This is a genomic window from Leptolyngbya sp. AN10, assembly GCF_050565645.1.
Lineage (GTDB): Bacteria > Cyanobacteriota > Cyanobacteriia > Leptolyngbyales > Leptolyngbyaceae > Leptolyngbya.
On the sequence record NZ_JBNXVP010000014.1, the window covers coordinates 132,358 to 145,698 of the forward strand.

Below are 13,341 nucleotides of genomic sequence, written 5' to 3' on the forward strand. Positions count from 1 at the left end.
AGAGATGTGGAATCATAATACTCATTACCATAGCCATCTGTTGCACCAGATTCCCAAGCGTGTCTACCGTACACTAGATGTAGGCTGTGGGCTAGGTCTTTTTGCACAAAAACTGGCTGAACGTTCTGAGATTGTGGATGCACTAGATGTTGATAGTGCCGTTCTAGCAGAAGCATCAATTCTTAATCCTGCTCCCAATATTTTTTACTCAAAGGCTGACTTTCTTGTAGCCGACTTACCAGCAGATTACGACGTGATTGTGGCGATCGCTACACTGCATCACATGGACATAGAAGCAGCTTTGAGTAAGATGAAGTTACTACTGCGCCCTGGTGGTAAACTGCTAATTCTAGGGCTTTATCAAGAGAAATCCCTGATCGATTACGCTTATAGCGCAGTTTCCATTCCGCTCAACTTTGTGTACTTGAAATGGCATCAAGTATTAATTGCAAAACTGACTACGACTGCACCGACTCGTCCTGCTCAGTTGTCACTAAAACAGATTAGAAAAGTTGCAGACGTTGTTATTCCTGGTTTCCGTCTCCGAAGGCGTTTGTTCTGGCGCTACTTATTGATTTGGCAAAAACCTTAGCTTCTCACATCTATCCAATGAGTTAAGATCGAACTGTTTGTGCTCGGCTGGGTATGAGTGAAACTGTCTATATCGAAACCAGTATTTTAGGCTATCTGACTGCTCGACCTAGCCGAGATATTGTTGTGTCTGCAAATATTCAAATAACGCGAGAGTGGTGGGATACGCGCCGCAGTGACTTCCAACTCTACTCATCTCAAGCAGTTGTGAGGGAAACTTCTCAAGGGGATGCCGAGATCGCCTCTGAGCGGCTAGAAATCCTTCGCGATTTTTCGCTCCTAGACTTGAACCAATCTGTACTTGATTTAGCAGAACAATTCTTGGGACGTAGTAACCTTCCCGCAAAAGCTGATGTTGACGCTGTTCATATTGCAGCCGCAACCGTTCACGGCATGGATTATCTGTTGACCTGGAACTGCAAGCACATCGCCAATGCTCAAATCCAGGGAAAGTTGGCAGAGATCAGCCTTGATTTTGGATACGAGTTGCCAATTCTTTGTACACCCTATGAACTTCTAGGAGGTTGATTATGTTTCAGGATGAGATTGTAGAAGAGATCCATAGAATTCGTGAAGAGTACTCTCGTTCATTCGATCATGACTTGAAAGCCATTTTTGCTGATTTACAGAAACAGCAAGCTGAAAGTGGTAGGGAAGTTGTCAGCTTGTCGCGAAAGCCCGGTCTAACAACACGTTGGAGCGGACGGACGAGAGATCTTAGTGAAGATGCAAAGGGTGCTAGCCGCCGCTCAACTTAGCCGATCGCAGGCTCATGACCCCGTTGGATGTCGATCAAAATATCGGTGTCTAAAAGGTGCATGGTTTACGATCGCGTTTCTGCATCGTGCCGCAATCGTCGTGCATGAGCTTGGCTATCCGTGATATCAGGTCTCGAATAAATTACAGCTTCATTTTGCCAATATGCCACCAGTTCGGCTCCTGTTTTCGGTGGATTGTTCAGCGGTTGGCGAATCAATAAAACACGCAAAATATATTCTGATAAAGGCAGGTTTAATCGATCGGCTTCGCTGGACAGTTCATGCTCCAATTCCGGTGGCAAGTCTAGACGAATGCTCATTGCGGGTTCCTCGGCTTCTATGCTGATCCTAAATGAAAGAACCCCAAATCAGCTTGAGGTTCTATCTTTCGTGTCGATCGCGATTTATTCGTAAATCCAATTCAACACGGTTGGTTGCCAATTCACCAATTCTTCATCCTTAAACCACAGCGCAATTTCGCTTTGAGCGGTTTCCGGTGCATCCGATCCATGAATCAAATTCCGTCCAATATTCGCGCCAAAGTCACCCCGGATCGTTCCCGGTTCAGCGGAGAGCGGATTCGTTGCGCCGATCACTTTCCGCGCCCCTGCAATCACGCCATCGCCTTCCCAAACCATTGCGACAATTGGACCTGAAGTAATAAATTCGACCAAGCTACCGAAAAACGGACGTTCGCGGTGAACACCATAATGGCTTTCTGCCAGTTCGCGACTGACATTCATAAACTTCAGACCTACGAGAGTAAAGCCCTTCGTTTCAAAACGGCGAATGATTTCACCGATCAGTTTGCGCTGTACGCCATCGGGCTTAATGGCTAAAAATGTGCGTTCCAAGCTGGACTCCCAAAAATGAAGTGAAATTTACAAACCCTAGATTAGCCTATCGTGATCCGTTTGGGTGATAGCGGATGGGGTGGGGAGTGGGGAGTAGGGGGTGGGGAGTGGGAAGATTGAGCGAAAACGATCGCTTTCATAGCAGCAAAAAAAACAACCCCCACTCCCCACTCCCCACTCCCTACTCTCCTTCAGTAATGCGAAACACGTCCGTTTTTGATAGACCGCGATAGACTGAATCTTGAAGATTCATTGCAATGAGGACAAACCACGATGGGAGGACGCTCCGCGACTGCCAAGCCTGAAAAACAAGTACCTGATCAGGGTTTGACAGATGAGGATTTGAACGCCAAAAACGGCAAATCAAATGGAAAATCGAACGGGAAAGCTCTAACACCCGAAACGACTCCGAAAAAATGGTCGATCGAAGATAGCGAAGAACTTTATCGCATCCAAGGCTGGGGCGATCCGTATTTTTCCATTAATGCCGCTGGGCACGTCACCGTTTCACCGAAAGGAAATCGGGGCGGATCGTTGGATTTGTTTGATTTGGTGAATGCTCTGAAGCAGCGAAATCTTGGATTACCGTTGCTGATTCGGTTCTCGGATATTTTGGAAGACCGGATCGAGCGGATTAATTCGGCATTTTCTAAAGCGATCGCACGTTACAGCTATCCCGGCGTTTACAAAGGCGTTTTCCCGGTTAAATGCAACCAACAGCGGCATTTAGTCGAAGATTTGGTTCGCTTCGGTCAACCGCATCAGTTTGGACTAGAAGCCGGATCGAAACCGGAATTGATGATCGCGTTAGCATCGTTGAAAACTCCAGGTGCGTTGCTGATTTGCAATGGGTACAAAGATCGCGAATACATTGAAACAGCAATGTTGGCGAGACGATTGGGACAAACGCCGATCATTGTTCTGGAGCAAATTGAAGAAGTTGGACTCGCGATCGAAGCCAGCAAAAAACTCGGCATTAAACCGATCTTGGGTGTTCGAGCAAAATTAAGCGCGAGAGGCATTGGACGCTGGGGAACTTCGGCAGGCGATCGAGCAAAATTCGGTCTAACCATTCCCGAAATCATTAATACTGTGAATCAGTTGAAAGCGGCAGATATGCTTGACTGTCTTCAACTGTTGCATTTCCACATTGGTTCTCAAATCTCTGCAATCAGTGTGTTGAAAGAAGCCATGCGGGAAGCCAGCCGCATCTATGTTGAACTGGTGCAACTGGGTGCGAGTATGCAGTACCTTGACGTGGGTGGCGGTCTGGGTGTGGACTATGACGGTTCACAAACGAACTTTCACGCCTCGAAGAACTACAGCACTCAGAACTATGCCAATGATGTGGTGGCAGCGGTGAGAGATGCTTGTGCTGCTGCTAGTATTCCAGTTCCGACCTTGATTAGTGAAAGTGGAAGAGCGATCGCATCTCATCAATCGGTCTTAGTCTTTGATATTCTCGGAACCAGTGATGTCGCGGCTGAAAATCCTGAAGCGCCTCAAGCAGAAGAACATATCATCATTCAAAATCTCTACGAAACCTACACCTCGATCAATGCTGAGAACTTTCTAGAGATGTACCACGATGCCACTCAGTTCAAAGAAGAAGCTGTGAATCTCTTCGGATTCGGCTATCTCACTTTAACTGAGCGGGCACGAGCAGAGCGTTTATATTGGTCTTGCTGCCACAAGATCATTACGTACTCGCGGCAACTTGAGTACATTCCTGATGACCTCGAAGACCTTGAGAAAATCATGGCTTCGATTTACTACATGAATCTCTCCGTGTTCCAATCGGCTCCAGATATTTGGGGGATTGATCAACTATTCCCGATCATGCCAATCCACCGTTTGAACGAAGAGCCAACTAAACGAGCAACCTTAGTCGATTTGACTTGTGACAGTGATGGCAAGATTGATCAATTCATTGATCTACGCGATGTGAAATCGGTGTTAGAACTGCATTCGCTCAAACCTGGAGAGCCTTACTATGTGGGAATGTTCCTGAATGGTGCATACCAGGAAATTATGGGCAACTTACATAATTTGTTTGGTGACACTAACACGGTTCACATTCAACTGACTCCGAAGGGTTATCAGATTCAGCACGTCGTTCGGGGAGATACGATCGAGGAAGTGTTGGGCTATGTGCAATACGATGTGGAAGACATGATCGAAAGCATCCGTTTGCAGACTGAACATGCACTGGAAGACGATCGGATTACCTTACAGGAATCTCAATTGCTGCTCCAAAACTATGAGCGCAGTTTGAGCGGTTACACTTACTTGCTGTCTTAAGAAAGGCTGGAGAGATGCAACCTTTACCAAGGAAGTATCTCTCCATTTGCGTGCCAGAAAGTTCCTGTGTTCTCTAATGTCAATTGATCAATTCGATCGAGTAATCCACTGACCGATTGTTCGGGTGTAATTCCGCCTGCTGTAAAGTTCGTCATGCGAGTTTGAACGAGTCCAGGATGCAGAATTGCAACTGAGATTTCACGTGGCTTGAGGTCATGTGCCAGAGATTTCCCCGCCATTGATAAAGCCACTTTCGACATTCGATAACCATAGGAACTACCCGAAGTATTGTCTTCGATCGACCCCATTCGACTCGTCATCAATACAATTTTGGAGCCTGATTTGAGATTAGGTAACAATGCGTGAGTCACCCGCAAAGCACCTAAAGCATTGACCTCGAATTGTTCGCGAATGCTATCGAAGTCTAAGTTATCTAAAGTCACCCGTTTGATGATGCCTGCATTGTTGATCAGAACGTCGATAGATGTATTGTTTAAGCGATCGCACAATTCCGCGACGGAAGCCTCTGAGGTGATATCAATCCCTGTTTCAACTTGGATTCCAAGCTGCTGCAATTCCTCAGAGGCAGAGCGACAGATTGCAATGACTGTTTCGCCTCGTGCTTTTAATTGGCGACAGTATTCGTAACCAATGCCGCGATTCGCACCTGTGATCAGATAAGTTGCCATTAGCTTGCTTGTTGCAGTTCGTCTAATTTTGCCAGAACTTCACGGCTGTGAATGATTGGATTGACTCCAGTAAACGTTGCTCTGAGCGTTCCATTTGGATCAATGATGAAGGTATGACGAGACGAACGAATTCCTAACCAAGAACCGTAAGCCTTACTAATCTTGCCGTTGGCATCTGCAAGCAGCGGAAACTTTAAGCCTTCAGAATCGCAGAAATCCGCGTGAGAATTGATATCATCTGCACTGATTCCGAGAATTTGAGTGTTTCGATCGAGATATTTCGGCATATCCTCCTGAAACTTTCGCGCTTCGAGGGTGCAACCCGGCGTAAAGTCCGCAGGATAAAAATAAGCAACGACCCATTTTCCACGATAGTCCGAAAGCGAAACAGTTCCATCGCCTTCATTGCTCGGTAACGTGAATTCGGGAGCGGGTTGATCGATCGACGGTAAGGTTCCACCCAGTGCAAAGGCAGGAAGCGTAAAGTTTAGACTGGCAGCGATCGCTAAAACACTAACGAGTAAAGCTCTGAGCAAGTTTCGGCGCGACATAACAGCATTCTCGAAATAAAACTTAATTAAAGTTTACCGTGAATGTGAAAGTCTATCTTGAAAAAATGGGGGCAGAAGTTTTCGATTCTACCCTCGTTGAGAGCATGTTTGAAAAGTATAGAAAGTCATTTCGCTACGATGTCCTCTCGCCCCGGAATGGAATTCGGGGCTAACAGCACGAAGTCCACTGAAGGGGACTGGGAGCCGATGTCAGCGTCTTGAGTCCCGTTTACTGGACTTCGCACCGTTAGCGCCGACTTCTAGTCCGGCGCGAGTGAATGCGTCCGAACGGCTACTTTTCAAACACCCTCGTTAAGATTAAACCGTTTGAGGAACTTGATAAGGATTGGTCAACTTCTCAAGCTGTTGAACTAGCAAGCTCAAGAACAATCCCACATCAGTAACGACTCCAACCGACTCGATCGAACCTCGATCGCTTAATTTCGTCACAACCGCTGGATTGATATCGACACAAACCATCTTCACGCCCGATGGAGTCATGTTGCCAACCCCGATCGAGTGCAACATCGAAGACAACATTAGAATCATGTCTGCCCCTTCAATCAGGCGAGCATAATCTTCTTGCGCTTCGATCAGATCCATTTTCGTATCCGGTAATGGTCCATCATCTCGAATCGATCCTGCTAACGAGAACGGAACGTTATTACGAACGCACTCGTAAAGGATGCCACCTTTGAGAACACCCGCCTCAACAGTTTTGGTAATACTTCCGTAACGCCGCACAGTATTGATCACCTTCAAGTGATGGCGATGTCCACCTCGGACGGAAACACCACGCTTCATATCAACGCCAAGCGATGTTCCTAGCAGCGATTGTTCCATGTCGTGGACTGCGATCGCATTTCCCCCTAAAAGCGCTTGCACATAACCTTCTCGAACCAACTTAGCTAAATGCTCACCGCCCCCCGTATGAATTACCACAGGTCCAGCAGTGACCACAACACGACCGCCTTGATCGCGAATTTGCCGGAGTTCCCAAGCAATCTGTTCAACGACTAATTCAACCCGCCGTTCGCTCGATACGCCTGCACCCATAAAGCTAAATTCTTGAGTGTTGCGCTGATCACGAGTAGAAGACTTACGAATCGTGCGAATTCCTTCAACACCAACAACCACTCGATCGCTAGTGGTCAAATCCCGAAGTAGCTTACATTGAGCGCTCTTACCATCTGCGGAAACAGCGATCGCGCCGTCCATTCTTTGTCGATCGACTTTCACCCATTCACAGTTCACGCGAACTTCAGTCGGATAGATAGTCGTCACATAGAAATCATCTGGTGCGACTCCATCTTGCACAACAGCTTCAAGCTCTGCATCACAGATTTCTTGCGGACGTGGTAATGCTCCAAGGTCAATCAATTGCGACATGATTGTTTCCATCACGTCATGAGAGGGAGCAGTCACTTTCACTTCTGCCGATGAAGTACTTTGCCGCTGAGTTCCTAAGTTAAAGTTCAGAACTTGGAAGCTACCACCTGCTTCAACAATCACATCAAGCGCACGATTGATCACACCGGAATCGAGTAAATGTCCTTCGAGTTGAACGACCCGACTCTCGATCGTGGCACTTGCATGAAGTTCAACGCGCACAGGTTCAGTCACCCGTAGAGTTAAACATTTCGCGGCTCCTCCAGCTTTGAGGAATTCAGTGAGCGGTGTTTCGAGAACTTCAAACCCTGCATTGGCTAACTGTTGCTTTAGGTCTTTGCTTGCTTTGTTCATGATCACAATGTGATCAACATTCACCGCATTACAAGCAAAGTTCACCGCATCCGGTTCAGCGATCGCAATTCTCTTTTCTGCGGGTACTCGCATCTCGATCAATCGATTTGAGTACGCATCGAACGCAGGCGGATAGTACAAGAGATAACCATCTTTCAAGGGACAGAAGCAAGTATCAAGGTGATAAAAGCGATCGTCCATCAATCGCAGAGATAGCACCTCAACATCAAGCCATTTTGCTAAATATGGATGCGAATCGAGTTCCGAGCGGAAACCATATCCAGCCCAGAGCCAGCGACCTTCTCGATCGAACAGTGCATCTCCCGCGCCTTCAAACGGCAATTCTGGCGGTAGTTCGTGAACTGTAAAACCATTCTTCTCAAACCAAGCTTTGAAGTATGGCTCTTCACCTTGGCGCTCTTTGTGATAGAACCGACTTAACACTGCTGTATCACCGAGAACTAAGCCTGCATTCGCGGTAAAGACCATATCTGGCACACCTTTTTCGGGAGTTACCAAATCTACGATCGCGTGTTGCTTGATCAGTTGATGAAGTCCTTGCCATTGTTCCACAGCGCGATCGCGAGAAGACTTGTGGAGATTCCCTTCCATCCACGGATTAATCACATAATCCACGTCGTAATGGTCAGGCGCACACATCAGAATCCGAATCGAGGAGGTCATAGAGAAAAATCTGGGTAAATGTGTAATCTAGGCAATTCAACCTAGTGAAGTTGAGATTGATCCGTTGAGTTGTATCGGGCAATACGGAAAAGGGCGGAGGCTGACATCCGATCCATTGTAGGGAAAAGGGGACGCGATCGAGAGTGTCAGAAATTTCGGGTCAGGGTTTCAATAGATTTGAAGCGGGATCAATTTAGACAATAAAAAACCCAGTAGCGCGACACCACTGGGCTGGTAGCTGTGAAAGTTGATACTCTCTAATGAAATGACTTATGTGCTAATCATCTCAGTCTGACTCGAATTCCTCATCTGTGGATTTACGGGAATGTATCCTAAAGAACGAAGAGGATTTTGAAGTGGCTCAGAGAGAATCCGTATTCACACGGTGTATTTTTGCTGTCAATGAGAAGAGAATTGAAAGTTTTGCGCTAAATTGCGGAGAAGCAACACTTTGAAAGCTTAGTTCACCGTTTGCAAATCCATCGTGGTCTGAGTAATTTTACCCGTTCTCAACCAAGACTCCAATTCGGCTGGTGCTTGCACTCGACTTAATTCAGCCCGCAGCGCTTCACCTTCAAGGACTTCTTGATTCAGCAAGGTGTGAGAAAGTTCCTCAAGCAGCGATCGATTCTGATTCAAAATCGCCAAAGCAATATGATGGGCGTTATCGACGATCGTTTTCACTTCTCGATCGATTTCTTCAGTAACTTTTGCACTAATCTGACGACGCGAAGGACTATACCCTTCAATGAATTGCTGCTGTACTTTTTCAAAAGCAACCGGACCTAATTCACTGCTCATTCCATAAATCGTGACCGTTCGTTCTGCCAAATCAGTCGCTTTTTGAATATCATCACTAGCTCCAGTCGAAACCTTACCAAAGATGACTTCTTCTGCTGATCGACCTCCAAGCAAGACCGCAATCCGTCCGCGAATTTCATCTTCTGCCATCAAGAAACGATCTTCTTCAGGAAGTTGCAGCGTATAGCCTAATGCACCGACTCCACGAGGCACGATCGAGATTTTTTCAACCTTACCGCCACCCGGCATCAATGCACCGATCAAAGCGTGTCCAACTTCGTGATGGGCAACGATCTTCTTCTCGGTTTCGTTCAGAATCCGCGATCGCTTTTCAAGTCCAGCAATCACACGCTCGATCGCTTCATTGAAATCTGCCATTACAACCGAATCCCGATTGTTTCGAGCCGCGAGTAATGCTGCTTCATTGACTAAGTTCGCTAAGTCAGCCCCTGCGAATCCAGGAGTCCGAACTGCGATCGCGCCTAAATTCACATCTTCCGCCAATTTCACAGTCCGAGCATGAACATTGAGAATAGCTTCCCGTCCGATTTTATCCGGTCGATCGACTAAGACTTGACGATCGAACCGTCCCGGACGACGCAATGCTGGATCTAACACTTCAGGACGGTTCGTAGCTGCCAAAAGAATCACTCCCGTATTGGCATCGAAACCATCCATCTCAGTCAGCAATTGATTCAAGGTTTGTTCGCGCTCATCATTGCCGCCGACAAAGTTACCCGAACCCCGCGATTTTCCTAAAGCATCCAACTCATCAATGAACACGATACAAGGGGCTTGCTGTTTCGCTTGTTCAAACAAATCCCGAACTCGTGAAGCACCGACACCAACGAAGAGTTCGATAAATTCAGAACCAGAAATCGAGAAGAAAGGAACACCTGCTTCACCCGCGATCGCTTTCGCTAACATGGTTTTCCCGGTTCCAGGAGGTCCCACGAGCAGCACACCTTTGGGAATTTTTGCACCCAAGCGCGAATACTTCTCCGCATTCTTGAGAAAGTCCACAATCTCTTGCAGTTCCGTTTTCGCTTCATCTACTCCTGCCACATCGCCAAATTTGACTCCTGTAGTTCCTTCAGAATAGATTCGAGCCTTACTTTTTCCTACAGTCAGTGCTGCGGCTCCTCCACCTTGGCGATTGATGAAGAAACTATAGACTCCGAAGAAAATCAGCGGAGGAAGCACCCAACTTAAGATCGTGCCAATCCAACTGTAAGGGCTAGGAGTCGGGGCGCTAAATTCCACATTATTATCGCGGAGAATCTTCGGCAGATCTAAATCGATCGCCACTGGAGTTGTCGCAAATACCTGAGCGCGAGTCCCATCTGAGGCAGGCTGCGTCGATTTCAGCGTAAATTCAATCTTGTCATTTCCAATAATCGCTCGATCGACATTCCCCGATCGAACCTGGGAAACGAAATCACTATAAGCGACCTGCTGATTTTGCGATCCAAAGCTTGGAACCACAAAATTAAGCAGCAATAAGAGCGTGAATACAATCAGCAACCCGCCCCCAAACTGCCTGGGACGCTGAGTACGTTTATTGTTTGTTTCTACTGGCATTGCGGATTTATCCCGAATGGTTTTACCCATATTGTAGAAAATGCAACGCGATCGCTCTCGTCAGAAAGCTCTGCCAAAAGGTAAGGATTTCCGTACTTTTAGAAGAACGTTCTCACTCGCTCTGCTGTCCCAAGAAAGTTGAAAACGCCAGTAATTCAGCCCGAACCTGAGGAAACAGACTTGGAAGCGTTTCAACAAGCGGTTGGATTCGTTCTGCATCAAATTGCTGTGTGTAAAGGTGGCGAACAATATGCCGAAATCTGCGGTAGTCATCCAGAATGACGCGATTTCTTTCAGAGATGACTGCGGGACGGACTTCTTGAACTTCGTCTGCCATCTGATTTAGCAGTGTTTGATGCCAATTATTTCCCTCTGGACGGGAGCGATCGATTGTTGCTGCAATGAGTTCAAATAACCGCTCCATCCCGTTGTAAAAGCCATGCAAATTTAACGCGACGCTATCGACGTAAAGATCATCTCCTGACTGTTGAAACCGCTGCCAACTCTGTTGAGTTCGATCGACAACGGTTTCAATTTCATTCAATTCAGTGACAATACGATCGGCAAGCTCCCGTAGAATCTCGCTCAAACGACGACTCCTGTTTGCTCGATCGCTTGCTTCACAGATGAGCGACAGAACGGATCGGTCGGATCAACGAGATCAACTTTGAAATCTGAACTGACTTCGTTCAACACACCAACCGCAACATAAAACCGCTTTGGCTCAATTCCCCAAACGGCTAGGTCAATATCTGACCAAGGTGTATAACGATTTTTATCAGTCAATGAGCCAAAAACGACAACTCGTTCAGCCGCAAACTGCTCTTTGAGAAGAGTTACCAATCTGGGTACTAATTCCCAAGCTTTCTGCCAATGTTCGTCTGCAAATTGAGGATCAATTCGCTTGGCAGGATTGTAGTGACGTAACTCTTCGGAAGTCAGATCTAGCGCTGTTTTCGTCATGAGTATCCTTGCGTTTCTGGACTCATTATAAATCGCTTCTTCAACTACATCGATCGACTTGTGCAGTTTGCAGCACGATTTGATCGATCGCGCTTGCCAGGGCTGTCCCTGATTGTCCAGGCTGATTCACCACAATGCTAAACGCGATCGTGCCATAGCTCGGATTCTCTAAATAGCCAGAAAGCGCTCTCACGCCGCGTAATGTTCCGGTTTTGCCGTGAAGATTGCCCTGAACTAGAGTATTACGGAATCGATTTCTGAGTGTTCCATTCACGCCAGCAACGGCGAGAGAGCGATAAAACAATTCGTTCTGAGGTGCGGTAAACATGGCTTCTAATAAAGTCACCAGTGCGGATGGAGTCACTCGGTTACTCCGGGAAAGTCCTGAGCCGTCTACCTGTGCATAGCTACTGGCATCAATTCCCAAACCTGCTAGGGCACTTCTAATCGCGGTTTGACCTCCGATTCGACGACGTAGGGCATCGGCTCGATCGTTGTCGCTGTATCGATTCACAACCGTCAGCCAATTTTGAAAATTAGCCAGGGGATTACGATCGGCAATTTGAAGCGCGGCGGCTGTGGTTAAGAGCTTGACATTCGAGGCGGGAATCAGGGAAAGATTCGGATTGCGCTGGTAGAGAATTGTGGATTTCTCGATCGGTTTAATTACGATGCCCCAGCGAGCAGTGCGAAATCTGGGTTGCTGGATAATGCGATCGATTCTAGATGCGAGATCGCTTGAACAGAAACTTGTAATTGGAGCAAGACTTTGATTCGTTTGAGCGATCGCGGCTTCGGGACGGTTCCAAAATCCTAAACTTAGACTGGCAATAATCGCAGTCGCTTTTATTACTTGCGAAGTTCGGATTCGGGCGGTTTGATCTGATTTTTGCATCGGGCTAATCGTAGAATTCACTGAGATTTTCCGTAGCAGAATCTGTCCTGCCGCGAAGCAATATATCACAGGATTGGACATCGATCGCGGTTCTAAAATCTGTTGGGATGTTAGAGAATAAAGAAGTTAAGAACACAAAATTATGCTTCTAGACCTAAAGCGAATTGAAGTTCCACCAGGGCAGCGGGTTCTACTCCAGGATGTTTCATGGCAAGAATTTGAGCGGATTTTAGAAGAATTGGGCGATCGACGTTCTGCCCGAATTGCTTATGAAGACGGAATTTTGGAAATTATGACCCCATTGCCCGAACACGAAGTAAATAAAGAAGTCATTGGAGACTTGATTAAAGCTTTACTAGAAGAATTAGAGCTTGAATTTCTAACGTTAGGTTCAACAACGTTCAAAAATCAGCAAATGCTCAAAGGAATTGAACCAGATCAATGCTTCTATATTCAAAATGAAGCTAGAGTGCGAGGAAAAGATCGATTAGATTTAAGCGTTGATCCACCTCCGGATCTGGCGATCGAAATTGATTTAACTTCTCGAACTCATCCCAGCATCTATCAGGCATTAGGAGTTCCAGAGCTATGGCGATTTGAGAAAGGGCAACTCCAAATCAATGTATTGAGAAATGGTCAGTATGAAGTTTCAGAACAGAGTGAGCTTTTTACGTCTTTATCAATTGCACAAACTATTCCATACTATCGATCGCAGTGTCGCACAATTGGAAGAAATGCAGCCTTGAAAGCATTTCGACAATGGGTAAGACAGCAGATCAATTCGTAGTGGGCGCGATCGGTAATTCAATCCGAAATTCTGAACTTTCTCCAAGCTTTGAGAAACATTCAAGTTTTCCACCATGTTTCTCGACAATAATTTGGTAGCTCACGGAGAGTCCCATTCCTGTTCCTTATAGCATTCAAGTTTTG

General features: G+C 46.6%; 15 protein-coding genes. 5 read left to right on the plus strand and 10 right to left on the minus strand.

Annotated elements, in window-relative coordinates; genetic code table 11:
- Positions 1–4 precede the first annotated feature (4 nt).
- From ACQ4M5_RS20370 to ACQ4M5_RS20380, 3 genes are read left to right on the plus strand one after another with little or no spacing between them, the layout of a single operon-like run.
- The gene (locus ACQ4M5_RS20370) at positions 5–592 is read left to right on the plus strand and encodes a class I SAM-dependent methyltransferase (RefSeq protein ID WP_430677507.1); all 588 of its coding nucleotides are present in this window, start codon (positions 5–7) and stop codon (positions 590–592) included.
- Between the two features lie 53 nt (positions 593–645).
- Complete coding sequence (locus tag ACQ4M5_RS20375; RefSeq protein ID WP_430677508.1) at positions 646–1,119, plus strand: type II toxin-antitoxin system VapC family toxin; 474 nt, start codon at positions 646–648, stop codon at positions 1,117–1,119.
- Between the two features lie 2 nt (positions 1,120–1,121).
- Positions 1,122–1,349, plus strand: coding sequence for a hypothetical protein (locus ACQ4M5_RS20380; protein WP_430677509.1), 228 nt, complete (start codon positions 1,122–1,124; stop codon positions 1,347–1,349).
- A gap of 65 nt (positions 1,350–1,414) precedes the next feature.
- On the opposite strand, the gene ACQ4M5_RS20385 is transcribed toward ACQ4M5_RS20380, so the two are convergent.
- Together ACQ4M5_RS20385 and ndk are read right to left on the minus strand one after the other, a co-directional pair.
- Positions 1,415–1,669, minus strand: a complete 255-nt coding sequence (locus ACQ4M5_RS20385; protein ID WP_430677510.1) for a hypothetical protein — start codon at positions 1,667–1,669, stop codon at positions 1,415–1,417.
- Between the two features lie 84 nt (positions 1,670–1,753).
- Entirely contained in the window at positions 1,754–2,203 is a 450-nt protein-coding gene (gene ndk / locus ACQ4M5_RS20390; RefSeq protein WP_430677511.1) for a nucleoside-diphosphate kinase, read from the minus strand.
- Between the two features lie 273 nt (positions 2,204–2,476).
- Here ndk and speA point away from each other — a divergent pair, with 273 nt between their 5' ends.
- On the plus strand, positions 2,477–4,504 hold the full coding sequence (gene speA / locus ACQ4M5_RS20395) for a biosynthetic arginine decarboxylase (RefSeq protein ID WP_430677512.1): 2,028 nt from the start codon (positions 2,477–2,479) through the stop codon (positions 4,502–4,504).
- 23 nt (positions 4,505–4,527) lie between these two features.
- Here speA and ACQ4M5_RS20400 read toward each other — a convergent pair whose 3' ends face one another.
- The 7 genes from ACQ4M5_RS20400 to ACQ4M5_RS20430 form a co-directional block, all read right to left on the minus strand.
- A complete protein-coding gene (locus ACQ4M5_RS20400; protein ID WP_430677513.1) occupies positions 4,528–5,193 on the minus strand; it encodes an SDR family oxidoreductase in 666 nt (221 codons plus the stop codon).
- Positions 5,193–5,744: a peroxiredoxin gene (locus ACQ4M5_RS20405; RefSeq protein WP_430677514.1), complete on the minus strand. Its 552-nt coding sequence runs from the start codon at positions 5,742–5,744 to the stop codon at positions 5,193–5,195. The genes ACQ4M5_RS20400 and ACQ4M5_RS20405 overlap by 1 nt, the downstream gene beginning before the upstream one ends.
- A 318-nt stretch (positions 5,745–6,062) precedes the next feature.
- A complete protein-coding gene (locus ACQ4M5_RS20410) occupies positions 6,063–8,171 on the minus strand; it encodes a bifunctional arginine dihydrolase/ornithine cyclodeaminase (protein ID WP_430677516.1) in 2,109 nt (702 codons plus the stop codon).
- 459 nt (positions 8,172–8,630) lie between these two features.
- The gene (gene ftsH, locus ACQ4M5_RS20415) at positions 8,631–10,553 is read right to left on the minus strand and encodes an ATP-dependent zinc metalloprotease FtsH (RefSeq protein ID WP_430677517.1); all 1,923 of its coding nucleotides are present in this window, start codon (positions 10,551–10,553) and stop codon (positions 8,631–8,633) included.
- A gap of 112 nt (positions 10,554–10,665) precedes the next feature.
- Positions 10,666–11,142: a hypothetical protein gene (locus tag ACQ4M5_RS20420; RefSeq protein ID WP_430677518.1), complete on the minus strand. Its 477-nt coding sequence runs from the start codon at positions 11,140–11,142 to the stop codon at positions 10,666–10,668.
- Positions 11,139–11,516 (minus strand): nucleotidyltransferase family protein, encoded by a 378-nt coding sequence (locus ACQ4M5_RS20425; protein WP_430677519.1) that lies wholly within the window; start codon positions 11,514–11,516, stop codon positions 11,139–11,141. Before ACQ4M5_RS20425 ends, ACQ4M5_RS20420 begins: the two co-directional genes overlap by 4 nt.
- Positions 11,517–11,556: 40 nt before the next feature.
- Positions 11,557–12,432 (minus strand): D-alanyl-D-alanine carboxypeptidase, encoded by an 876-nt coding sequence (locus ACQ4M5_RS20430; RefSeq protein WP_430677520.1) that lies wholly within the window; start codon positions 12,430–12,432, stop codon positions 11,557–11,559.
- A gap of 121 nt (positions 12,433–12,553) precedes the next feature.
- On the opposite strand from ACQ4M5_RS20430, the gene ACQ4M5_RS20435 reads away from it, so the two are divergent.
- Positions 12,554–13,198 (plus strand): Uma2 family endonuclease, encoded by a 645-nt coding sequence (locus ACQ4M5_RS20435; RefSeq protein WP_430677521.1) that lies wholly within the window; start codon positions 12,554–12,556, stop codon positions 13,196–13,198.
- On the opposite strand, the gene ACQ4M5_RS20440 is transcribed toward ACQ4M5_RS20435, so the two are convergent.
- Positions 13,188–13,313, minus strand: coding sequence for a hypothetical protein (locus ACQ4M5_RS20440; RefSeq protein ID WP_430677522.1), 126 nt, complete (start codon positions 13,311–13,313; stop codon positions 13,188–13,190). The genes ACQ4M5_RS20435 and ACQ4M5_RS20440 overlap by 11 nt on opposite strands.
- Positions 13,314–13,341 lie beyond the last annotated feature (28 nt).